General features: G+C 56.7%; 17 protein-coding genes and 1 pseudogene. 14 read left to right on the top strand and 4 right to left on the bottom strand.

Features of this window, described 5'->3' with window-relative positions; all coding sequences use genetic code 11:
• Positions 1 to 181 precede the first annotated feature (181 nt).
• The 4 genes from SOM18_RS11515 to SOM18_RS11530 all read left to right on the top strand — a co-directional run bounded on the left by SOM18_RS11515 (position 182) and on the right by SOM18_RS11530 (position 5,299).
• Positions 182 to 388: a hypothetical protein gene (locus SOM18_RS11515; RefSeq protein ID WP_320481725.1), complete on the top strand. Its 207-nt coding sequence runs from the start codon at positions 182 to 184 to the stop codon at positions 386 to 388.
• Positions 389 to 843: 455 nt separating this feature from the next.
• Positions 844 to 1,623: a hypothetical protein gene (locus tag SOM18_RS11520; RefSeq protein WP_320481726.1), complete on the top strand. Its 780-nt coding sequence runs from the start codon at positions 844 to 846 to the stop codon at positions 1,621 to 1,623.
• 19 nt (positions 1,624 to 1,642) lie between these two features.
• Positions 1,643 to 4,972, top strand: a complete 3,330-nt coding sequence (mobF, locus tag SOM18_RS11525) for a MobF family relaxase (RefSeq protein WP_320481727.1) — start codon at positions 1,643 to 1,645, stop codon at positions 4,970 to 4,972.
• Positions 4,973 to 5,038: 66 nt separating this feature from the next.
• A complete protein-coding gene (locus SOM18_RS11530; protein ID WP_244650448.1) occupies positions 5,039 to 5,299 on the top strand; it encodes a helix-turn-helix domain-containing protein in 261 nt (86 codons plus the stop codon).
• A gap of 26 nt (positions 5,300 to 5,325) precedes the next feature.
• On the opposite strand, the gene SOM18_RS11535 is transcribed toward SOM18_RS11530, so the two are convergent.
• Positions 5,326 to 5,619 (bottom strand): hypothetical protein, encoded by a 294-nt coding sequence (locus SOM18_RS11535; RefSeq protein ID WP_244650447.1) that lies wholly within the window; start codon positions 5,617 to 5,619, stop codon positions 5,326 to 5,328.
• A gap of 206 nt (positions 5,620 to 5,825) precedes the next feature.
• Complete coding sequence (locus tag SOM18_RS11540) at positions 5,826 to 6,395, bottom strand: recombinase family protein (protein WP_320481728.1); 570 nt, start codon at positions 6,393 to 6,395, stop codon at positions 5,826 to 5,828.
• 256 nt (positions 6,396 to 6,651) lie between these two features.
• On the opposite strand from SOM18_RS11540, the gene SOM18_RS11545 reads away from it, so the two are divergent.
• The 4 genes from SOM18_RS11545 to SOM18_RS11560 all read left to right on the top strand — a co-directional run bounded on the left by SOM18_RS11545 (position 6,652) and on the right by SOM18_RS11560 (position 10,832).
• Positions 6,652 to 7,884, top strand: a complete 1,233-nt coding sequence (locus SOM18_RS11545; RefSeq protein ID WP_320481729.1) for an ABC transporter permease — start codon at positions 6,652 to 6,654, stop codon at positions 7,882 to 7,884.
• A 483-nt stretch (positions 7,885 to 8,367) separates the two neighbouring features.
• Complete coding sequence (locus SOM18_RS11550; protein WP_320481730.1) at positions 8,368 to 9,258, top strand: hypothetical protein; 891 nt, start codon at positions 8,368 to 8,370, stop codon at positions 9,256 to 9,258.
• A 116-nt stretch (positions 9,259 to 9,374) separates the two neighbouring features.
• Positions 9,375 to 10,097 (top strand): hypothetical protein, encoded by a 723-nt coding sequence (locus tag SOM18_RS11555; protein WP_056025106.1) that lies wholly within the window; start codon positions 9,375 to 9,377, stop codon positions 10,095 to 10,097.
• Positions 10,098 to 10,358: 261 nt separating this feature from the next.
• Positions 10,359 to 10,832, top strand: a complete 474-nt coding sequence (locus tag SOM18_RS11560; protein WP_320481731.1) for a hypothetical protein — start codon at positions 10,359 to 10,361, stop codon at positions 10,830 to 10,832.
• Positions 10,833 to 11,866: 1,034 nt separating this feature from the next.
• On the opposite strand, the gene SOM18_RS11565 is transcribed toward SOM18_RS11560, so the two are convergent.
• Complete coding sequence (locus SOM18_RS11565) at positions 11,867 to 12,655, bottom strand: response regulator transcription factor (RefSeq protein ID WP_320481732.1); 789 nt, start codon at positions 12,653 to 12,655, stop codon at positions 11,867 to 11,869.
• 194 nt (positions 12,656 to 12,849) lie between these two features.
• Positions 12,850 to 16,185 (bottom strand): TonB-dependent receptor domain-containing protein, encoded by a 3,336-nt coding sequence (locus SOM18_RS11570; protein ID WP_320481733.1) that lies wholly within the window; start codon positions 16,183 to 16,185, stop codon positions 12,850 to 12,852.
• Between the two features lie 610 nt (positions 16,186 to 16,795).
• On the opposite strand from SOM18_RS11570, the gene SOM18_RS11575 reads away from it, so the two are divergent.
• The 6 genes and pseudogenes from SOM18_RS11575 to SOM18_RS11600 form a co-directional block, all read left to right on the top strand.
• Positions 16,796 to 16,963 (top strand): class IIb bacteriocin, lactobin A/cerein 7B family, encoded by a 168-nt coding sequence (locus tag SOM18_RS11575; RefSeq protein ID WP_320481734.1) that lies wholly within the window; start codon positions 16,796 to 16,798, stop codon positions 16,961 to 16,963.
• Positions 16,964 to 17,071: 108 nt separating this feature from the next.
• On the top strand, positions 17,072 to 17,257 hold the full coding sequence (locus SOM18_RS11580) for a class IIb bacteriocin, lactobin A/cerein 7B family (protein ID WP_320481735.1): 186 nt from the start codon (positions 17,072 to 17,074) through the stop codon (positions 17,255 to 17,257).
• Positions 17,258 to 17,552: 295 nt separating this feature from the next.
• The gene (locus SOM18_RS11585; protein WP_320481736.1) at positions 17,553 to 18,704 is read left to right on the top strand and encodes an HlyD family secretion protein; all 1,152 of its coding nucleotides are present in this window, start codon (positions 17,553 to 17,555) and stop codon (positions 18,702 to 18,704) included.
• The gene (locus SOM18_RS11590; RefSeq protein ID WP_320481737.1) at positions 18,701 to 20,866 is read left to right on the top strand and encodes a peptidase domain-containing ABC transporter; all 2,166 of its coding nucleotides are present in this window, start codon (positions 18,701 to 18,703) and stop codon (positions 20,864 to 20,866) included. Before SOM18_RS11585 ends, SOM18_RS11590 begins: the two co-directional genes overlap by 4 nt.
• A 488-nt stretch (positions 20,867 to 21,354) precedes the next feature.
• Positions 21,355 to 21,618, top strand: a pseudogene (locus tag SOM18_RS11595) (IS481 family transposase); the annotation flags it as partial.
• 178 nt (positions 21,619 to 21,796) lie between these two features.
• A partial coding sequence (locus tag SOM18_RS11600) for a hypothetical protein (RefSeq protein WP_320481738.1) occupies positions 21,797 to 22,565 on the top strand: 769 nt, incomplete at its 3' end.

The raw sequence follows: 22,565 nt of genomic DNA on the forward strand, positions 1-22,565 counted from the left end.
TCCAAAGGAGACGCTTGTGTCGTTGCCTCTAGACCCCAGTAAGCCGATTACAACTGCCCCGTCCGATCAGCCATCTTACCCATCAGCCGACCCCACGACTGATTATCGCCTATGGATGATCGGCAGCGAGTGGAATGGATCGAAGCCAGGTTATCCGACGCGCACGACCTCGGGAGAATGGATGATTCCGGTCATCGTCGATCTACCTTATGCGATGCTCGCCAGCCTTGAGGCGGAAGCGCAATCCCCGAAAATTGGCAACATCATCCGGGCGGCACTCGTGACGGCCGGACACGGTACAGCGGATGACATTATCGGCATCAAATCCGACCGATATATGACCGACGAGGAGCAAAGAGAGCTCATCGCAGCGGCGCGATCGCGTTAGCACAGCACCGGTGAGAGTAGCACCCGACGCTCTGAAAATGCATCCGCTTCGTCACCGGGCAAGCGGACCAAAGTTGAAAAGTCGCCGGGACAACTTGCGATGGATCTCTGGCCAACAGGGGTGATTAGGTTCAATCGCCCAAGGGCTCGGATGCCCCCCTGGACGTCCCGAAATGAACCGACGAATCTGGACAGACCAGTGTAGCAAAACCTGGGATTTCAGGGGTTCAGGAGGCACACATCACGCTGTGTACAGCAGGTATAAAGCATTGATATTCATAGGATATGATAGCGTCATACGGCTGTAAGCTCTGTTTGCATGACGTCACACGAGATATGATGGCCGTGTGACGCAAAAACGACCTTGCACTCCGTGCCGCCTTGGGTCTTGTTACAGCTCTGCATTGCGTCCGCGCAGTCCAATGGGGGACGGGCGTCGCCACCGGGAGCAGCCATATGAAAGCCAGGCGTCCAACAATTTCGGTATCGATGACCGAAGACGAGAATGACCTTTTTCGTGCGGAAGCCGCGCGTACCGACGAGCCTCTCAACGTAATGATGATCCGTCTGGCGAAGCTCGGCCTCGAACATCAGACGCAGGCCGAAGCTGCTGCCGAGAGCGGCAAGGTAACGCTTATCAAGGCAGTCTCACGTGATGAGCCCGTGGGGCTGCTGACGGCTGACCCCGCTGCAACTGCGACCGTGCCCACCTCCACGGGCATCGTGCCCGTTCAAGCTGCGGCCACGAGCGTCATCGCGTCTGCTCCTGCGCCGGTCCCCGCGCCACGGACCGTGATCAAGCCTACTCCCACGGACGCTCCCATTTCCTTTTTTGAACGGCGGCAGAAGTCCCGGTGGACGCCGACACCTGTTGGTGAGGCACCTGTCGGATCAGACAAGGCCCGCTGGTCGGCGGTCGGCGTGCTATCAGCAGCGCTGGCGCTGATGGTCGTCCCCGGCAACGGCATGGTTGCCGCGGCGGTCAGCCAGACAGTACTCGGCGAGCCGGGCGATGGTATCGCCGCGTCCAACCGGCTGTTCGAACACTACAGCCACCGGGCAGGGCCGCTGCGCCACTGGGAGGCAACCACGCGGCTCGCCGATAACCAGGCGCGGGTGAAGGCGTGCGCGGACCGCGCCGACCGGTTCAGCGACTATCGCCGGCTTGCGCCATGCGAGATCCATGTCTCCAGCCGCAGGCGCGCGATCGAGGTCGGACAGGGCATCGTCGACTGATGCCAATGGCCCAAGTGCCATGCTGACTCCGGCGGTCGTGCGGTCTGCGTCCGGTGCCGCCAGCTACTATGCTGCTGACAACTACTACACCGATGGGCAGGCGACCGAGGCAAGCCTGTGGGTGGGGCAGGGGGCCAAGGCGCTTGGGCTTAACGGTCCGGTCAGCCACGACGCCTTCGAGGCGGTGCTGGCGGGCTCGCTGCCGAATGGCGACACCATCCCGACCGGTCCGGGTGGCAAGCACCGCGCCGGGCTCGACTTCACCTTCTCCGCGCCAAAGTCGCTGTCGCTGCTCGCCTATGTTGGCGGCGATGCTCGCCTGCTGACGGCGCACATGGCGGCGGTCAAAACGACGATTGGGTGGATCGAGGCCAACCTCGCCGAGGCGCGGGTCACTCGTCACGGCAGGCAGGAGCCGGTGAAGAGTGGCAACCTCGTCGTGGCCCTGTTCCAGCACGACACCAGCCGCGCGCTCGACCCGCAGGCGCATATTCACGCGATCATCGCCAACGCAACCAAGGCGCCTGACGGCAGTTGGCGTGCGCTCCACAACGACAAGCTATGGGAGGGCTACACCGCGGCTGCCTCCGTATACAACGCGACGCTTAGGGCTGCGGTTGAGCAGCTCGGTTACACGACCGAGCGTGTTGCCAAGCACGGCCAGTTCGAGATCGCCGGCGTGCCCCGTGACGTGATTGAATTGTTCTCGACGCGCTCGGCCGAGATCGATGCCGGCATGGCGGCGATGAAGCATCGTACCCCCGAAGCGCGCTCGGCGGTAACGCTGAGCACGCGCGCCGCCAAGCCGGCCGAGATCGACCGCGACGTGCTGCGCGCGGAATGGGGTGAGAAGGCGCGAGGGGCGGGGGTCGATCTACCCACGATGGTGGCAATCGCGCAGGAGAAAGCGGTCAGTCAGCCAACGGCATGGCGGCGGCTGGTGAAGGGGATCAGCGGCATCGCCGCGCAAGGCGCGGCGCTCGCGGATAAGCTCGGGCTCCAAATCGGTCCCAGGCCGGATCCGCTGGTGCCGGAACGCACTGGGCGGCTGCGTCCCGACGCCTTCGTCGCCGCGCACGCAGTTGCTTCCGCCGTCCGCCACCTCGCCGAACGCGAAGCAGCGTTTCCGGCGCGCGACGTGCTCAAGACCGCGCTCGACATGGGCGCTCCCGTGAATGTGGCGGCGGTCGAGCAGCGCATCGCCATGCTCGCCGAGCGCGGACTGCTGATCGCCGGCGCCGATGGCGTGATGATGACCACCACCCAGGCGCTCGAGATCGAGCAGCGCATCGTCGCGAGCGTTTTAGCTGGTCGCGACGCCGTGCCCGCCATCGTCGCCCCCGGTGATGCCGAGACGCGTGTCCAGCAGATGGCGGTGGAGGCGATGGGCCGCAAACTTAACAAGGGCCAGCTGGCAGCCGCCACCACGATCCTCACCACGCGCGACCGCGTCGTTGTCGTCCAGGGCGTGGCGGGTGCCGGCAAGTCGTCGATGCTCAAGCCCGTTGTTCGCATCGCGCAAGGCGAAGGGCGGCAGGTCATCGGCCTCGCTATCCAGAACAGCGTTGTGCGCCGGCTCGGTGCCGACACCGGCGTCGAGGCGCGCACGATCGCGTCTTTCCTTAACGAGCATGAGTACCGCCCGGGCACGTCGCTACGCGGTGCGATGCTCGTCGTTGACGAGGCTTCGATGATCGACAACCGCACGATGGAGCGGCTGGTCGATGTCGCCAGCGCGCACGGCGTCGACCGGCTGGTGCTGGTCGGCGATCGCCGTCAGCTGGGCGCGGTCGAGGCGGGCAAGCCGTTCGACGTCATCCTGCGCGCCGGTAGCCGCACCGCGGTCATGGACGAGAATGTTCGCGCGACCACGCCGCAAATGCGCGACGTCCATGCTGCGGCGCAGAAGGGCGATGTGCCCGAGCTGATGCGGCTGCTCAAGGCCGACACCATCGAAGCCCCCGGTACTGCCGCAGCAGTGGTAGCCGATCGCTGGATGGCGCTTTCGTCGCAGGACCGTTCCCGCACCGGCATCTACGCGTCGGGCCGCCAGCTGCGCGGCGAAATCAACGAGGCGGTGCAGCAGCGGCGCATGGCGGCGGGTGAACTTGGCCGAGCGCCGGCGAACATGACCGTACTGTCGCCGGTCCACCTGACCCGCGAGGAGCAACGTCTCCCTGAGCATTACACCCGCAACCGCATCGTCGAGTTCAGCCGCGGTGTGCCGACGCAAGGGGTCCGTTCGGGCTTCGCGGAAGTGGTGGGCGTGCAGGACGGCGTTGTTACCTTACGCCGGCAGGGCGGCGTGCAGGAGCGGTTCCGCCCGGCCAGGCTAGCCGCCAACCGCGTCGACGATTTTGTGCGCGTTTACGAACGGCAGAACCTGACGCTCCATGTCGGCGACGCTCTGCGCTGGACCGGCACCGACCATGAGCGCAGTCTGATCAACGCCGACCGCGCGCAGCTCACGCACATCGCCGCCGATGCGCTTACCGTTACCACCGCCGATGGTCGCGCGCTGCGGCTCGAGCGCGGCGACCCGATGCTCAAGCGGCTCGATCTCGCCTACGCGACCAGCACGCATGCGGCGCAAGGTGCGACCAGCGATCACGGCATCGTCGCGGCCGACAGCCGCGAGGGCAAGCTCATCACCACCAGCCTGCTGCGGGTGCTGGCGACACGCGTGCGTGAAGGCGTCACGCTCGTCGTCGATGATGGTAGGCGGCTGGAGAAGGTGGCGGAACGGCAAAGCGGTGAGAAGACAGCGGCGAACGAGGTCGCAGGGCAGGGGGCTCTACCACCCCGGAGCCCGGATACCCCTCAGATCCGCTTGCCTGGTTCGCCGCCAGTCGAGGCTGATGCGATCGGTCGCTACGCTCGGGCATTCGCGGCGGTGGAGGATGCGAGCCGGCAGCGCGAGTGGCCGGAGCGCGACGATGTTCGCGCCATGCATGCCGGCGCCGACAGGCTCGACCAGCTACAGCCAAGCGGGGCCGAGGATCTCAGGACCGTGCTAGACCGCACGCCCGAGCTGGCGCGCGAGATCGCGGCCGGCAGGGTGGATCAGGCATGGCGGGCCTGGGCCGACGAGGGCCGTGCGCGCGCCAGCAGCGGACCTGACTATGCCGACCGGTTCGTCGCCGACTGGCGTGCTGCGTCGGGAGAGCGCGCCGCGGCGACCGGCGAGGACGCGACCTGGCGGGCCGAACGCAAGCTGGAGCGGCTGATCGAGCGCATGGACGAGCAGCCAGCACTCGAACGCGCACTGGACAGGCAGATTCCTGAGCGCCAGCTCGAGATCGATCTCTCAGGCATAACGCGGGCACGCGACATGGACATGGGCATATGATCGATCGCGGCGATCGAGGCGCTATGGGGGGCAGACGAAGGTACGGATGCCGGCGATCGGCTCGACGTGCTCGCCACGTTGGTCGAAACGTATGAAAGCCGTCGCTGGCCTATCGCGCCGCTAGATCCGGTGCGCGCAATCGAGGCAGCAATGGAGATGAACGGTTACACGCGCGCGGAACTGGCGGCGCTGATTGGCCAGTCACGGGCAACCGAAATACTGGCGCGTCACCGTGCCCTCACCCTTCCCATGATCCGCAAGATCCCCGGGGCCTGGCGCGTGCCGGAGAAGGTGTTGGTTCAGGAGTGTGCGCTGGCCAAGGCGTAATCCGGGTACGGGGGTAAGATCTGGCTCTATCGAATCTGAGCGTACAACGAACGGCTGTCGTCGAGCATGCTGATCGGGGTGGGCGTGATCCAGTCGGCACCATGCATTGGGTATGGTCCGTGGAACAAGTCACCGAGCGCGCGCCGGTAATGCGCGTTCATCCAGCGCCGACGACGATGTTCGGGGCCGTCGTAAATCATGTGGCAGCGCTGGCAGAGTGCGGCCAGCTGGTGAAGCGCGCTATCGCTAGGATCATGGTTGAGGTGAGCGCAGGCCAGCACCACCGGTGTCCACCTGCCTTGGATCAGGATGTTCTCCATCGGTCGTCGCACGCGCCGTCCCCTGCCATCGCGCCAGCATCGACGATTCCTGTCCCACCACCGTCCATCCCCCAAGTGAAAAACCCTTTGCCCATGGGGACGCGCGCAATGCTCGCATCGTCCCTTCGCTCTGACAAAGCGCACGAGCTGCGACAGCTGCGGCCAATCGATCGGATATAGGAACACATGTTCGGGACGGATCGGCATCAGACGTCCATTCCCGACGTCGCGGCTGCCAGCGCACGGTAGAGCGTCGCATGATGGCATTTAAGCAGCTTGGCAGCTTCACGCACGGACGTACCCTCGCTTACCAGCCGCTCGCCTAGCGCGATTTGATCGGGGGTGAGCTTGGGCGGGCGCCCGAAGCGTCCTCCCCTCGCTTTGGCCGCTACCCGCCCGGTGCTGGTGCGTTGGTGAATCAGCTCGCGCTCGAATTCGGCGATGCCGGCGAACACGGTCAGTACCATGCGCCCCGCTGGCGAGGTCGTATCCGCCCAAGGCTCAGCCAGTGAGCGCAGGCCGGCGCCGGCTTCTTTCAGCTTCTCGGCAATGTCGAGTAAATCGCGGGTGGAACGTGCCAGTCGGTCGAGCCTGGTCACCACCACCGTGTCATCATCACGCAGCTGCTCGATCATCTTGGTCAGCTGGGGCCGATCATGCTTTGCGCCCGAGATCTTTTCCTCAAACGTTCGCGTGCATCCGGCCTCCTTCAACGCGGCGCGTTGCAGCCGGAGATCTTGGTCATCGGTGGACACACGGGCATAGCCGATTAGCATGTCGCAAAATTGTATCAGAATAAAAGTATTTTGCAACAGACTTTTGCGACATTAGCACACAAGAGAACACGAGCGCTGAGGGCTCTGTTGCAAAACTTAGCAAATTCGCGACACTGAGCGGTGGTGGCCCTACTTGGACGACGAGTGCCGCTTTTAGCACGCACTAGTGGTCATTCATCCTGGCGCCTACCAACAGGATCGTACCATAAGGTCACGCTCCTGTTTTTAGGATGCAGGCGTTGCTGGAAGGATGTCCTTGCTCACGACTTTCGAGAAGCTTCTTGCCTCGCGCTTCCTGGTCCCTGGCGCAGGTGGGCGCTTAGCACTGCTAATTGCGGCGATCGGGTGCGCCGGCATCATGATCGGCGTCGCGTCGTTGGTTTTAGTCGTGAGCTTCATGAATGGCGCCGAGGTCCGACTTGCAGGGCAGATCGCGTCGGCGGACGGCCACCTGTTCGTCAGTGGTCCGAGGCTTCGAATTGCTCGCCCGGGCGAGGTGCAACGGACGCTTGAATCCATTCGCGGGGTGCAGGCGGCAACCGCATCGCTAGACGCTTCCGGTCTGATTACCGCTGGCGGAAGGTCGTTTGCGGCTAACCTGCAAGGTGTGCAGCCGTCGCAGATAAGCGTCAGCCCCCTGTTTAACGGCTCAGCACACAGCATTGCAGGCGCTGCTCCCACGAGCTCAGGAACCATGGCCTTGGGGAGCGATCTCGCGGACAGGCTTGGGATTGCTCCTGGCGATCACGCAGCGATAACAATGGTCCGCTTCGATCGTGATGGACTTGCTGTCGATAACCACGATCTCGCCGTCTCCGGCGTCGTAAGCACGCAAGTACAGTCGTTCGACAGTCGCCGCGTCATAATGCCGATCGCCGACCTTCGAGCGATCCTGAGAACGGACAGTGTCGCCAGCAAAATCAATGTACGACTCAGCGATCCTGAACACCAAGATGCGGTCGTAGCGGCTATCAAGGAACGACTGGGGCCGGGCTATACGGTTGCTACCTGGCAGAGCATGAACGCAACTCTGTTCACGGCGCTGGCGCAGGAACGGCTGGCCATGACGTTGATCATATCGTTGGTAACGCTCATCGCTTTGTCGAACGTGCTGTCATCGATGGTGATGCTGGTTCGCTATAAGGTGCGCGAAATTGCTATTCTTCGGACGATGGGCATGTCGCGATACTCCACGGCGAAGGTGTTCATTGTCGTTGGCGTGGCAATCGGTCTCGTCGGCGAGCTGGCTGGTTTGGTACTCGGGTTCGGTCTGAAAGCCGCCAAAGATCCGATCACCGCCGGAATCAGTGCGATGATGGATCACCCGCCTATCGAGCTCAACGTCCTGCTTTCCCTTCCCTTGGTAATCTCTCCCACCGAGATCGCCTGGATCGTAGCGCTGGTTGCGTTCGGCGTTGTGACCAGCACAATTTACCCAGCTTTACGGGCAGCTGCTGTTGATCCAGCTTCTGTCCTCAAACACACCTAGTTCCGTCGCAAAAGGCGGGACATACGAGACATCCGAAACTCAGCCCTTTCGCAACATACGTACTGCTTGGGAAGCATCGGATCTCTACATCAAGGAAGGGCACGGATTGGGCCACCCTCGGTCTGATGCCGAACTCGCGACTTTTGCATCTGGAACGCGGAAAATGGTCATTAAAGGAGGGTAGCGCCTGTCGCTATTTGCCCACCTTACACGCGAGATCGGTGGCCCTCCTCGGAGTTGATCAAGCGACGATATTACGGTTGTCGCAGCGGCAGGGTTGAAAGGAAAGGTGCTGAGGTTAAGCCATTCTTGTCGATAATTTTGCGAGACGATGCCCCAAGTAAACGGGGGTTGTATAAAATCATGAGGGGTTAGACTGTGGTAAATCGGGCAAATCGGCCGGCGACAATTTGGATGGTCATTCTAACCGGCGCCGCCTTGGTCCAGGGTTGCGGTGGCGGTAACTCAGGGAACGATGCCCCGGTGATCGTTCCCGGTCCGACGCCGACGCCGAGTTCGACGCCCACGCCGACCGCTACCCCGACACCGGTAGTAAGTTACGACCAAGTTTTTGATTTTACCCGTGATCGATCTTTCCGCGCGATTGGCGCGAGGCTGCAGACCACTACTCCTTCAGGCTCTAGCACCTTGCAAATTCAGAACTCGCTTCAACCGAACGACTCGACAATTTTAATATCATACGCTGCTGCAACTCAAATGATCGCGTTTCGCTACGAGGGCGAGCAATCCACGGTACCTAGGACGCCTGCCATCCGTAATGATGGTGAAATTGCATGGTTACAGGGGCGTACTGCAACCACGCGTGCAGAAACTGTGGTTTTGAGTCGTGTAGATTTGCAAAATAAGTACGTTATCTTTGGAGGCTTCAACTCGACGGATGATGGAAGCTCTACAAGTTCTGCGCCAAGTGCAGTTCTAGATGTGCGCCGTATCGCACTCGTTGGATCGCCGACCTTTGCAACCGATATACCTACCACTGGAGCAGTTACGTTCTCGCCTGTTATGAGAAGCTTCCTTCAGACCCCAACTCGATTGAGGCTGTTAGCGCAGGGGTCGGTTGCGACGATGAGGGTAGATTATGTCGCCCGGACCGTCTCGGCGACCTTACCGTTCGAGGAAACCGGCAACGATGCGTCCGTCCCCCCTGAGAGGGGAACGCTGACGTTTACAGGCACTCTGAACAGCATCACGAACGAGATATCGGGCACCATCACGAGTGTGGATGGAAGCCAAACCGGGACGTTCAGCGGAAAGCTTTTCGGTCCACAAGGTTTGGAAATTGGCTTCGTCTTTACGTTATCGCGTAGCAGTGATGGCGCACGTGGTATTGGGCAGGTGATCGGACGACGATGACACTTGCTGGTGGTTGTAAAAGAAACCCTTTCGCGACAATCAAGACGGCATAAAGCGCCCATTAGCGGACGGTCTATCCATTGCGGACCTCAGCTCACAATGCGAGATACAACGCCATGTTCGCACGTTTTCGCTTCCTGCTTCTTGCGGCCCTTGCAGCCAGTTTCACGACTGCAGGCTACGGGCAGCATCCGCTAATTCTCCAACGGCTGACGGCATGGAATGCGGCGGCGCCGCAACCCGCCCCGTCGACTATTCGGCAACAGGTTATGGAAGCCGCAATGGTGGCGCAGAAGCGCTCGGGCGGCTGCGCTCCGACCAGCACGGTCGTCGATAGCGTTGTGCCGGCGACTAGCGTTAAGTTCGTGTTCCAAGGCATCGTCGCTGGGCAGCTGAAGAATGGTTGGACCGTTACCGCCCACCACCCGAACTGCGACGCAACTCCCGTACGCTACACCATCTCCGAGGACAGCGCGGGCGCGCTTACTACAATCCGTACCAATCGGGGGCTATCGCTCGCTAATGAGTCGCTGATCGGTGACACTTGGCCGCTCGCCGTCCTCCAGGCGACCGCGACCGCCAAGCGGAACGCGTTTGCGTGTGACTTGAATGGCGCAAGCCTGGGCGTCACCCGCGTCGCCAAAGAAGAGCCTAGTCTCGGCGCCGACGTCTATGGGGTTCGTTACGCCGGTTCGTGGAGCGAGGTCTGGCCGATTGAGCTGTGCGGCCGCACTATCGAAGTCACGGTGCGCTTCACAGCCGACGGTGACGGCGGCGCCTATACGGACCTCAAGGGCACCGAAGCGAAGCTACTTCCGCCGGCGACGAAGGTATCCTGACTACGGTTGAACATCCGCTGTCCATCAAACCCGGACATTTACGGCCGACAAGCATCAGATTTCTGCATCAAGCGATGCCATGATTTTCGCAGCTTCGAGCCTGATGCAAATCTTGTGAGTTTCGCATCACGCCAATCCAAGCGCCATTTGTAGAAACAGCCATAACCGATACGGTATGAGGCGTAAAAACACGGAGGGTTTATGGGCTTTTCGATATCATGGGTGGCGCTTCGACTACCAAAGGATCGCGCGCTCGAGATAATGGGTTTTACGGACACTGGAGTGGCGGACGAGGCTAACGAGGCGCCATTTTCTGCCGCCTCCCTCCCAACCGGGTGGACAATTATTTGGTCTAATGAATTCGAATATGCGGTCAGTCCGAGTACTATTGTTGGCTCCTCCGATACCGAGATCATCGGATGCCAGGTCGAAGAGCATGTGATGTTCAGCTCGTGTTTTGCAGCACAAAACGGCATCGTCACATGGAATGTCAGCCATGATGCACAGGAGGGAACATACGATGTTTCCTCAACCGGTCCTGTCCCAAACCAATTGCGACAAATAGAAAATTCCAAGGTAGACGCGCAAAACGCAAGCGGTGGCGTACATAGCGACGTCGATCACTTAATTGACGTTCCGATTGATCTAGCAGCGTCTTTTACAGGATATCGCTATGACCAATTTAGCTATGATTGGGGAAGCCCAGAGTTCTCCATAATTGAACTAAAATTATAGATGATCGTGCGGTTTGGCAGACAGTCATAGTTACCGGCAAACGTGCTAGCCTGATGCAAAACTTTTGATTTTTGCATCAGGAATGACCGGTTTTGGAGAGGTAAACGGACATAAACCCACGGCGCTAACTGCGAATTACGCCATTGATTTCAACGTGCGGCCTGCTTCCCATTGAGGGCGAAGGAGCGGCGCTACAGATGCGCTTTCCGTCTATAACAACTGTCACCGCGCCCTGTGCTTTGAGTTTAACCGAAACGTTGTGAAGGGCATTAGCCGCAATCTGCCAGCCGTCACGATCGGCTCCCGGTTGAAAGCATAATATAAAGGCAGACAAATTCGGTCCGGCCCACGACGCGGTAGCATTAGCAATCACCCCCGGATCGTCGAGTTCGCCCTTCTCGCTCACTCTAGCCCAAAACGGACCGGATATAGGGTCGTATTCAGCCGGGGGCGCGGGTGGCACTGACCTTTGGTCAAAACTTGGAAGTCGGGCGTCCAAGGCCACGCTTGATAGAATCAACCAAGCCGTTGTAATTGCGGTGACGCATCTTTGAGTTCGTACCATACGAGAGATGATAGATTAGATCGGAATGTCGGAAAATGGCGTTCTCGACGTTTCAAAAAGGACCCCTTTTACGACGCGACGGACGCTGCCTTTGGCCACTTACTGTCGCAAAACCAGCGACTTTCGAGACGTCCGAAACTCAGAACTTATGCGACGAGCTTATGTCCGCTCCCGCCCGATTGTGTTGAAAAAGTGGGGGCGGCCCCGAGCACGCGCGTAGTTTAAAATACAGTCGGGCGTGCGCCGCGCTTCCGGCAGGTCCTATATGCTGATGGCAACGTATAAGACGACCGTGGCATTTGCGCTGCAATTCTTTAGACTTGGTAGTCCCGTCAAGCAGTCGTCTGACTTATTACTAACTACTGTCAACTTTACATCGCGGCTGATGTGCTGTAATGCTATAGGTCATATATATATGCAAAAGTGCATACTTATATAGATAGTCTAATGTATTTACGATAGGATAACACTACCGCGTTGAACTGGGTAGTTGGTCTGAAGTCGAGACTCTTAATCTGTATCCCTTTCCTCGAACCGTTTCTATTAAGTCATTGCGACCGCGAGTTAAAATCTTTTTGCGAAGGCGGCTTATAAAAACGTCAAGAGATCGTTCTTCGAAGACTTGGTTTATGTCAGCCATTAGCCCCATCAGGCTGGATCGATCTTTGATAACCCCAGGTTCGGAAAATAACGCATTTAGTATCAAATACTCTGAATGGGTTAGCGATGTAACCTCACCGGATGCAGAGTATAACTGACGTCTATTCCTATCCAAGGTCCAGCCCAAAAAAGTCGCTTCTGGTAAATGGTTGTCTGGGTTTTTCACGAAAACGTTAAGGTGATTCGCCTGGCCAAAACGGCGGCGAAAAACAGCGCGCACCCGCGCCTTAATTTCGCGAGGTCCACACGATAGTGCGATGCAGTCATCTGCACCAATTTCTAATAATATAACCCGATCAATTTCCTCGTCTGTGTCAGACCTAATAATAAGGTAAGGTGGTCTTTTAAGTGAAGAGACAGACTGGACGATAGATATAGCATCAATATCGGGAAGGTTTGAGTTGATAATCGCAAGATCAGTATTCGATGCAAGCAAAGAATCAATTAAAGACGCTCCAGTTTCTACCAAAGACAGATCGCATAGCGCGTCTGGCATCCATTTACGGACATCAGCAGCCAACCTAGGATCACCCGCAACAACAACCTTTGGTTTGTCATTGATATCAATTCGGTAAGATATCATCTCTGCCTTATGCATTGAAGACTATCATCTGTCATAGGTCGCATTCATCTCGCCGTTTATCAGCAAAAGTATTTATACGAAAATAAGGATATTATCATCTAAGATTATATTTACAGTATATCGGGCAAAAAGCCCGTTCTTGATCGTTCGAATGCGCGAGATGATAATGAAGCCGCTTCAGCAAGCGGCTTCATTATCATGACTGCGAGTTAGAACTTGAATTCAGCGCCGGCGTAAAAGAATCTTCCGACATTCGGATAGATAGACGATGTGGCACCACTAGTGAAGTTCTCATTTCCCGCGAGCTCGTACGGAGGAAGCTCATTGCTTATGTTATCTACACCGAAATAGAAGCGATACTTTTCAGTGACGTTTAAACCAACTCTCATATTGTGGTACACGATTGGATCATAGTTTACAAATGGTCGTGCGTCCGGGTTGAGGGCTGGTCTACCTTGCGATGGAAAGAAAGTTTCATATGACAAGCCGGACACGATCTGCTTGCCAACATAACGCGCATTATAGCTGAGATCCAAAATGCCGAATTGGCCGCCAAGCGTCACCTGACCCTGCCAACGCGGATCGCCGAGACGACCGTCGATACGGTCAAAACGATCGGGCTGGGTTATGTAACTATATTCTTGGCGATTCATAATGTGACTAATCAGGACACGAGCGTTCAAACGTAGATCGTCGCGAAGTCTCTTGGTGTAGGCGACATCGAAATCGATGCCACGCGTCCGAAGCTGCGCAAAGTTAAATGGCTGGTTTAAAAAACCTGTTCCGTTGCCCGATACGGCGAACGGGAACTGCGTCACACCCAGCGTTCGGTTGGTTTGGCCATTGAAGGTTAGGTTTTGGATTTGATCAGTGCTGGTGCGGCGAAAAACTGCCTCACAGAATGGGTTGTCCAGTCCGGTAGGATCGTCGTAGCAGCGGTCGATAATTGCCTGACCCGTTAGGCCGGAGATCACGTTTTTCACCCGAATATTGTAATAGTCAACCGAGATTGCCAGGCCTCGAACGGCAAGCGGAGCGAAAGTTCCTCCAACCGTAAAGCTGTTGCCGACTTCCGGGAGCAGATTTGGATTGCCTTGGTTTATGCCTGCAACGCCTCCTGCAGGCTGATTTGTCCAAGGTCGGGTCAGGCTAACCCCGGAAGCAGGGTCTGTGAACGTGATGGTTGTCGGGATGCCTGCTGCTGCACAGTTTTGCGCCCGATTGGGATTGCTGGTGATGTTATTTGACGAATTGGTTCCGCCCGGCTGGTCGCAGGGGTCGGTCAAACCATTCTGAAACGTCTGGGAAGCTGTCGCGAACAGATTGCTCAAATTGGGAGCACGAACCGATCGCGAGTAACTTGCGCGGAATCGCAAATCACGAATAGGTGCCCAAACACCACCTAGGTTCCACGCGTTTACAGATCCAGTATTGCCTCCATAATCCGAGATACGGCCTGCCGCCTCGAACGTCAGCTCGTTGATTAAAGGTAGCGTGAAGTCGCCACCGACAAGAGGTACCCGGAGTTCTCCGAAAACCTCCTTAATCTCGACGGCAGGTGGATCGAACGTTGCTGCCGGGTTTAGAAAGGTGCGGCCAGACTGAGTGATCGCATCCTGACGCGACTGCGCGTCTTCGCGTCGATACTCCCCACCAACGGAGAAGCCGATCGGCCCGGCCGGAAGACTAAATAACCCACGGAGATCACCAGCTACGAAGGCCGTTGCGTTTATCTGTTCCGCCCACTGATTACGCGTTGACTCGTGTAGCACGTAGTTGAGTGCGCGCTGATCAAATTGGCCCTGCCCAAATAGGTTAAGCGGGATACAGTTAGGGTCGGCATTGCCCGTGGCGACGTTAGCGTTCACGCCACATACAACTCGTTGCCCCTGCGAGTTCAGCACGAAGTTTGATCCAGCGAAGCCTGTAGGTGCCAAGGCGGCGTTAGCTGCGCGATTAAACTCTGCCACAAGCACATTGCCGCCTGTACGGTAGAAGTTCTCTGTGCGTCCGTAGTTCCCTGCAATCTCGTAGCGAATGTTTCCTTCAGAAAAGATTTCACCGCCGACGCCGATGACGCCCCGATACGTCTTCCGTGTATGAAACTCGGCCCGGGTACCAAGGTCGTTATTGAACCGGTTAAGCGTGAAATTAGTCTGGCTGGCTGGCAAGATCTGGTTCAGCGTAGCGGTCGCAGCTGGGCTAAGGAACGGATTTGTACGGCTGAACGAAGCAGACAATGTGCCGCCGGTGAAGGAGGGCTGGACGCTCTGCTGCTCCACCTTCACCTGTGCGAACTGAAACTCTGCGAATGGTTTGAAAGCTGACGAAAAGTTACCCGACAGTAGCATGTTAGCAATAAAGCGATTTTGCGAAGGCAGTAGCTGTGCGCCTTCAACACCCGTAGCATTCCCCCCAAACAATATACCGCCACCGATGGCACGGTTGTCCGTCAAACCGGTGGTTGACGGTGAATCCCGCAACAGCGATCCGTCTGGTTGAAAATTATAAAAATACGACAGTGGGTTACCTTGGGGATCGCTTTGCCCGGTGCAGACCAGCCCACGTTGTGCAGCATTGGCTGGTGTAGCGCCAATTGGGCAACTGGTGATGACGGTACCGCCAATCGAACGATTGGCAAACTTGCTGCCTCGAGGGACGAAGGTCGTATTCGGAATACCGTCAAAGTTGCGATTGGGCGCGGTTGTGATCTGAGTGGTTATAAATGCCGGTGTGCCATCATACGCCCCTAAGTAGCTACGGTCAGCGAAGAGAACCGATTCCGCATGGCTATACTCGGCCGACACCGTCAGATTGACTTTGTCATCAAGAAAGTTTGCGCCAGTGATGCCGCTGACTAGATAGGTTCCGCGATCGCCATAGCCCGTAGCGCCACCTTGAGCACGAAGTCGCGTACCCTCAAAATCCCGCTTGAGAACTAAGTTGACGACGCCTGCAATCGCATCGGAACCGTAGATCGCTGACTGACCTCCGGTGACTGTATCTACGCGTTCCACAAGATCGAACGGAATAGTGCTGACATCTGGCGTGTAGGCGCCAGGAACCGCGGACACGACTCGACGACCGTTTACAAGAACCAGCGTTCGCGCCGCACCCAAACCACGCAAATCTAGCAAACTGACGCCAGCAGTGCCAATGAAGCCTGTCGAATTGGCTTGGCTCGAAGTGGCGCGCAGTTGGGGCAGTTGGTTCAGTGCATCGCCAAGCGAGACATCGCCTCGTACACCAATGACCTCAGCCGCAGATAGACTGGTGATCGGGATCGCTGCATCAATGGTGTTGCGAACGGGGATACGCGATCCCGTAACAACGATGTCATTTGCTTGGTCGGCCGCTTCGGCCTGCTCCGATGCAGGAAGAGCATCGTCAGGAACCGGCGCTGTCGTGGAAACAGGCGACTGGGCACGCGGAGCATTGGCGGTCTGAACCAAGGTATCAGGCTGAGCCTCAATCGCCCAAGCCGGCGTCATGATAAACAACGACCCAACAATCGCGGTTCCGCTGAGTAGGTATGGCAATGTCATTGATTTCCCCTGTATTCTGAACCCGATTTTGAGAAATCAGTACATGTCGCCTCTTATCGCAAGCTCGTTCTCACCTTAAGTTACGGATTTGTCATAAACCGTTGTATTTATGTCACGTCCCACGTCAGCTGTAACATTGCATGGGGGCAGCGGTACTTAGTGCGTCTCAGAACTCGTTCAGGGAATGGAATTGCTCACCGCCGGCTTGACCGGCGAGATTGGACGCTTTCGAATGGCGCGAAAGGGAGTTCCAAGGAATATCGGCGTCGTAGTTAATTTATCAGCCGCATGAAAACGGGGAGCACGTCATCGCCATTAAAGTGCCGATCAGAGCTTGTTGGCGCTATTGTGGTACCGTTCGTCCGCACCGCAGTCTGGGCTGCCACCCGCTGATAGCGGAAACGACCCCTTTTCATATTAAGCCTCTTTACCCGCTTCGTTCTCTTCCACCTGATGAGGGAGCGACAACGATGATCCACGAGCGAACGGCGAGGTCCATCCGGCGTAGAAAGCTATTTTTGTAAAAAAATAATAATTATTGACATGAAAAAAATTTCATGTTTCCTTCACGTACCTGGATTCGCTAGGTATATCATTGATGAGGATGAAAATGCTGTATTCTACTGTCAGTAATCAAAATCCCACATTACTAATCCAAGACTTGGATATCAGTGAAATTGATGAAATATCTGGCGGCATCGCCCCGCTTATCATTGCTGGCGGTGTTGCGGCTGCGGGTATCCTTACTGGACTCGCAATCGCCTATTTTGCATCTTAATCGAAATGTTTGATGGCAAGTTATTCGCTAACTCCGTTAGCGAAGCCAAGCAATGGTCAGCTATATTATACGTGTCGTTGTACCTTGTCTCAGTCTGGATAGGCTGGAATGTGGGCAAAGACATCTTTTCATAAGGGCATCACAATGCAAAACCAGATTGGAATGACTGAGCTTTCAGTCAGTGAAATTGAAGAAATCTCCGGCGGCATTGTTCCGGCAATGGCGGTGGCTTACGTTGGACTGTATCTTGCCGGTGTAGCGCTAGGCTACGAAATCGGCGGAGATATCTTTTAATATATATTACTAATAAGTAAGGGCGTGAGTATATCTACTTGCGCCCTTATTTATTTTTTATAATCTTTACCACTAACTCTATAGACCCGATGGTTGCTATACAGTTATATTATATGGTAATAATCTAAAATGATAAGCTTTAGCCTATAATACACCTTGGCATTGACTAGTTCTAGCGGACAAACATCAATGGTAGGATGTTATATCTATGACTAACAAGCCAAATATATTTAGGCCGGAAGTTGCAGCGTACCGGCGTGATCGCCTACAAGGTAGTGTTAGCATCATAACGCCAATGGCATGGCAGGCCATCAGCCTTTTGCTCATCGTTGCGCTTATACTTGCTATCATCTTTCTCAGTAACGCGTCGTATTCTAGGGTCGAGACCGTTTCGGGTACAGTGACGCTCGACAAAGGAGTTGCGAACCTTGTGCCCTCCAGACCGGGGCGAGTTGCCGAACTGATGGTGCATGAAGGTCAGCACGTCCGCTCCGGAAGCGTGTTGATGCGCATCCGCGCTGAAGAGGACATGATCGGCGGCGATACAGCACCCGGTCGCATGCGGAACGCTTTACGTGAGCAAGACGTGCGCCTTGCCTCACAAGGCACCTTGTTGATGCGCGCTGCCAGCGCGGAGCAGGGCCGCTTTTCTGAGACAATCGCTGGGATCAAGGCCGAACTTAACAGCATAGGGGCGCAAATTAAAGACCAGCGCCGCCTTGTTGAGGTTGCGGTCGCCGACTTTGCAGCAGTCCGTCAAGTTGCGGCCAATGGCTTCATCAGTCGGCGAGATCTAGAGTCGCGCGAGGCAACGCTGCTTTCTCGCCGCCAGCAACTCGCGCAACTTGAGCAAATGCGTACAGCCAAGCGCACAGCAATGGCCGAGGCACATCGTTCGACGGCAGAGTCGGCGGCTGGAGTGGAAGCACAAATCGCTGGAATGCAGTCCAGCCGTGCGGCGCTTACCCAGAAGATCACCGAAGTGGAGCTCGCGCGTGGATACACGCTGACTGCTCCTCTTGATGGTGTTGTTACTGGTCTAACGGCTAGACTTGGACAGACCGTCGCCGCCGATCAGCCCTTGCTGATGATTGTACCAAGAAGGGCACGGCCACGCATAGAACTATACGTACCAACGGCCGCCGCAGGGTTCATGGCTCCTGGACAGGATGTCAGATTGGCGATCGATGCCTTTCCGTATCAGCGGTTCGGAACAGTGGTGGGTAGCGTCGCGCAGATTTCGGGGGCGGCCATGGTCCGACAGGGACCGAACGGTCCTGTCCCATTCTATCTTGCTGTCGTTGAGATTCCACAGCCTTGGGTTCGTGCCTTTGGTCGTAATCAGCGACTGGTACCGGGCATGACGCTTTCCGCAAGAATTGTAACTGAGGAACGTAGTTTACTTGAGTGGCTGTTCGAACCGATTTTCGCTGTGCGCAATCGATGAGCGGCGATCTACAACTTGGCTTGCTTCATCGGCAACGCGTTCGCCTGATCCGGCAAACCGAACTCGCAGAATGCGGCCTCGCTTCACTTGCTATGGTCGCGAACTTTCACGGCATGGATGTCGATCTTGGCACGCTCCGCCGTCGCTTTCAGCCCTCGCTTCGTGGTGCAGCACTCAAGTCGCTGATCGCAATGGCGGATCGCATGGCGTTGACCCCCCGCGCCGTTAAACTACCACTCGATCAGCTCCGCAACCTACATTTGCCTGCAATCCTCCATTGGGACATGAACCACTATGTGGTGCTCGAGGCGGTTCGAGGCGACAAGCTGCTGATCCACAACCCCGAAGGCAGTTCGCGGTGGATTGCCCTCGGGGAAGTATCAAACCACTTTACGGGCGTCGCGCTCGAGTTACGACCTGCAGACGATTTTGAACTCTCGAGCCAGCGTGAGCGTCTGCGCTTACCACAGCTTTGGCGGCGGATCACGGGGCTCAAGCGTGCGCTGTTCCAGACGCTGGTGCTTAGTATTGTGATGCAGGCCTTCGTGCTCGCCTCGCCGTATTACATGCAGGTGGCTATAGACTCCGCACTGCCTTCGCTCGACCGTGATTTATTGACTGTCTTGGCGTTAGGATTCGGGCTTTTTACGCTTATAAACGCCGCCGCGATGCTTCTGCGATCCTTTGTGCTTCTCTCGGCGGGGACATCAGTGGGTTATGGCGTAGCTACCAACATTGCGCGTCGGCTATTCCGGTTGCCCGTGGCATGGTTCGAGAAACGTCACGTCGGGGACGTGCTTTCGCGGTTTCAATCGATTGCGCCTATCCGCCAGTTCATGACCGAGGGGGCGGTTGCGACAGTGCTCGACGGTACACTCGCAATCTTCACATTCGCAGTTATGTTTTTCTACAGCGCCATCCTTGCAATAGTCGCGCTAGTTGCTTTCGCACTCTATGGAATCGTCCGTTTCGTTACCTTCTCCGCGCAGCGCGACGCGCAGGAGGACGCGATCATGAGCGGGGGGCGTGAGCAATCCACGATGATCGAATCTCTGCGCGGCATTGTTACGTTGCGCCTCTTCAATCGCGAGGCGCAGCGCCACGCTTTGTGGCAGACCCGCCTTGCGGAATCGATGAACGCCAGCGTTGGCATGGCACGTATAACTGCCTGGCAGACAGTCGCTAACACGCTCATCTTTGGATTGGAGACAGTTGTCACTACCTGGCTCGCAATTCGCATGGTAATTAATGGCGGGTTTAGTGTTGGTATGGTATTCGCGTACATTGCCTACAAAACGCAGTTTTTGCAAAAGGCGGCGTCGCTGATTGATCAGGCAGTAACGTTCCGGATGCTGAGCCTTCACCTCGAGCGCCTTTCGGACATAGCACTTGCCGATCAAGACGTTAGTTTTACCGCCGCGCGCGATGGCCCCGCCGCGGATTTTACCGGTCGCATAGAGCTGCGTGAGGTATCTTTCCGCTACAGCGCCACAGATCCCCTCGTACTAAACAAGATCAACCTTGTCATCGAATCCGGCGACCACATCGCAATTACGGGGACGTCAGGCGGTGGCAAGTCAACGCTTGTTAAGATTCTTCTTGGACTAGTCGAACCTGAATCAGGAGAGGTGCTGGTCGATGGCGTTGCCCTTACCCATTTTGGCCATAAAAACTTTCATGAGCAGGTTGGGGCTGTCCTGCAAGACGACAATATCTTTGCCGGCAGCCTCGCGGACAATATTGCGCTATTTGACGAAACTCCCGATGTGCCGCGCATCATAGAGAGCGCTGCCGCCGCTGCAATCCATGACGATATCGCGGTTATGCCGATGGGCTACGAGACACTAGTCGGCGACATGGGGTCAACACTATCGGGCGGGCAGAAGCAGCGCCTACTGCTTGCACGTGCGCTCTATCGACAGCCCAAGCTGCTAGTGATGGATGAGGGTACGTCCGCCCTTGACGCTGCTAAGGAGCAGATGGTCAACACGGCGGTCGCACGCATGGGTATTACACGGGTTATCATTGCACACCGACTTGAGACGATTTTGGCGGCTGATCGTATATATAGTACTAACTTGGGCAATCTAATTGATGTAACAGAACAGTTCTCCGCCATAAAAAGACAAATATCTTTGTCTTCAGGGCAAATATCTAATTAATAGGTAAAACAACTATAAAATAGTACTATTATAGAAAACATAATTGATAAAAATAATCAAACATTCAATTGCAAAGGTATAATATATTATAAATCAAAATAATTGCTGAGTATCTATCGCTGATAGACGTTGTTTTTATGACTCTACATTCGTAAAAAAGTACGCTCGCTCTTTATGATTGTGACTCGATCATCGAGAACGTCTTACGAGTTTGTTATCGACGAAAGAGTGGCAGGACACCTTGAGTTCCGCCGATATGGAATCCCGCGACGCTCGACATCATCACGGACTGGCTCCGCCGACACTTCTGACGGGTAGCATCGGGAAGCCATCCAGTTTCACGACCCCGAATACAGCGCAAGAACCCCCGCCTCGGCCGCAGGCTTTTTAGGTCTCTTTTGATGCAAGCGCAGATTTGGTGCGAGCCCTAGGTGTTTGATCCCACGGTTTGATGGTGCGATCCCTTCGTTGGAATGGAAAGAAGCGGTATGGGACAGGTACGTCACGGGAGCGCCACGACCACGCACGCCGTCAGAGCGGCAATACAGCGATCGCAAGCTTCGCTCACGGCGCTGAGCCGGGAGCTTGGGATCAACCCGAAGACGGTGGCGAAGTGGCGCAAGCCGGCGACGGTCGAGGATCTAAAGACCGGGCCGAAGGCCCCTCACTCCACGACCTTGAGCCAAGCCGAGGAGGCCGCGGTCGTCGCATTCCGGCGTCACACGTTGCTACCGCTGGACGACTGCCTCTACGTGTAGCGGCTCGCAATGATAATCGCCCGAAACTGCAATAAAGGGCAGTTTCCGGCTCACATTGCCTGAGACGGATCGATGCGGCAGACGCACGATCGCTGAGACGCAAGCCACGCTCGGTGCGACGGACGCACAATATTGATCCGTTCACGCACGATGCCTGAAACCTCGACAAAAGTTGGTCAGCGGGGACCAAGCGCGCACTGATTTCGGTATCGGGTTTTCTGGCAGCAAAACCCGGCGCGGTGAGAAGTTTGTCGTTCGCAAGAAAACCGCTCGTTTTCCTTGCGGTGCCGACCTCGGCATGATCGGCAGCTTCCGCCCAACAGCAGACATTGCGAAGGCCCACCGCTTAGGCTTAGCTGACGCCGTGATGATGCACGATCAGTCCCGCCTTACGTTCTTTGATCACGGCGCGGAGCTATTTGCGGGCGCTTTAGCCGGCAGCTTGGCCGATTTACGAGCGGCGCTTGCACACCTGCCGTCGGAGCAAGCCGGTATTCGCATCCGCGGCATTGAAGCCCTCCGTCCGTTTCTCGCCTGCGGTGGAGCAATCGACTCGATCGCAGCGAATGTGCTGGGCCAAAGATGCCGCCCGGTGAGAGCAATCTTCTTCGACAAAACTGCCGAGACGAACTGGTCACTGGCTTGGCATCAAGACCGTACCATTTGCGTGCAGCGGCGGATTGATATGGATGGCTTTGGCCCTTGGACCATCAAGGGCGGCATGCAGCACGTCGCGCCGCCCTTTGATTTACTCACGCGCATGGTCACTCTGCGAGCCCACCTTGACGATGTTCCCGCGACCAATGCCCCGCTTCTAATTGCGCCCGGTTCGCATGCCGAAGGGCGCGTTCCTGTCGATGTCATCGAGCAAGTGGTAAGCAAATGCGGCACACGGGTCTGTACTGCTGATGCTGGCGACTTATGGCTCTATGCAACGCCAA

It is taken from the genome of Sphingomonas sp. CFBP9019, from assembly GCF_034045155.1.
In the GTDB taxonomy this organism is placed as follows: domain Bacteria; phylum Pseudomonadota; class Alphaproteobacteria; order Sphingomonadales; family Sphingomonadaceae; genus Sphingomonas; species Sphingomonas aerolata.

What these genes read in the sequence shown, in the direction of transcription:
- SOM18_RS11515 (WP_320481725.1), top strand. Translation starts at nt 182, where the DNA reads ATGATTCCGGTCATCGTCGATCTACCTTATGCGATGCTCGCCAGCCTT.
- SOM18_RS11520 (WP_320481726.1), top strand. Translation starts at nt 844, where the DNA reads ATGAAAGCCAGGCGTCCAACAATTTCGGTATCGATGACCGAAGACGAG.
- mobF (WP_320481727.1), top strand. Translation starts at nt 1,643, where the DNA reads ATGCTGACTCCGGCGGTCGTGCGGTCTGCGTCCGGTGCCGCCAGCTAC.
- SOM18_RS11535 (WP_244650447.1), bottom strand. Translation starts at nt 5,619, where the DNA reads ATGGAGAACATCCTGATCCAAGGCAGGTGGACACCGGTGGTGCTGGCC.
- SOM18_RS11540 (WP_320481728.1), bottom strand. Translation starts at nt 6,395, where the DNA reads ATGCTAATCGGCTATGCCCGTGTGTCCACCGATGACCAAGATCTCCGG.
- SOM18_RS11555 (WP_056025106.1), top strand. Translation starts at nt 9,375, where the DNA reads ATGTTCGCACGTTTTCGCTTCCTGCTTCTTGCGGCCCTTGCAGCCAGT.
- SOM18_RS11560 (WP_320481731.1), top strand. Translation starts at nt 10,359, where the DNA reads ATGGGTTTTACGGACACTGGAGTGGCGGACGAGGCTAACGAGGCGCCA.
- SOM18_RS11565 (WP_320481732.1), bottom strand. Translation starts at nt 12,655, where the DNA reads ATGCATAAGGCAGAGATGATATCTTACCGAATTGATATCAATGACAAA.
- SOM18_RS11570 (WP_320481733.1), bottom strand. Translation starts at nt 16,185, where the DNA reads ATGACATTGCCATACCTACTCAGCGGAACCGCGATTGTTGGGTCGTTG.
- SOM18_RS11575 (WP_320481734.1), top strand. Translation starts at nt 16,796, where the DNA reads ATGCTGTATTCTACTGTCAGTAATCAAAATCCCACATTACTAATCCAA.
- SOM18_RS11580 (WP_320481735.1), top strand. Translation starts at nt 17,072, where the DNA reads ATGTGGGCAAAGACATCTTTTCATAAGGGCATCACAATGCAAAACCAG.
- SOM18_RS11585 (WP_320481736.1), top strand. Translation starts at nt 17,553, where the DNA reads ATGGCATGGCAGGCCATCAGCCTTTTGCTCATCGTTGCGCTTATACTT.
- SOM18_RS11590 (WP_320481737.1), top strand. Translation starts at nt 18,701, where the DNA reads ATGAGCGGCGATCTACAACTTGGCTTGCTTCATCGGCAACGCGTTCGC.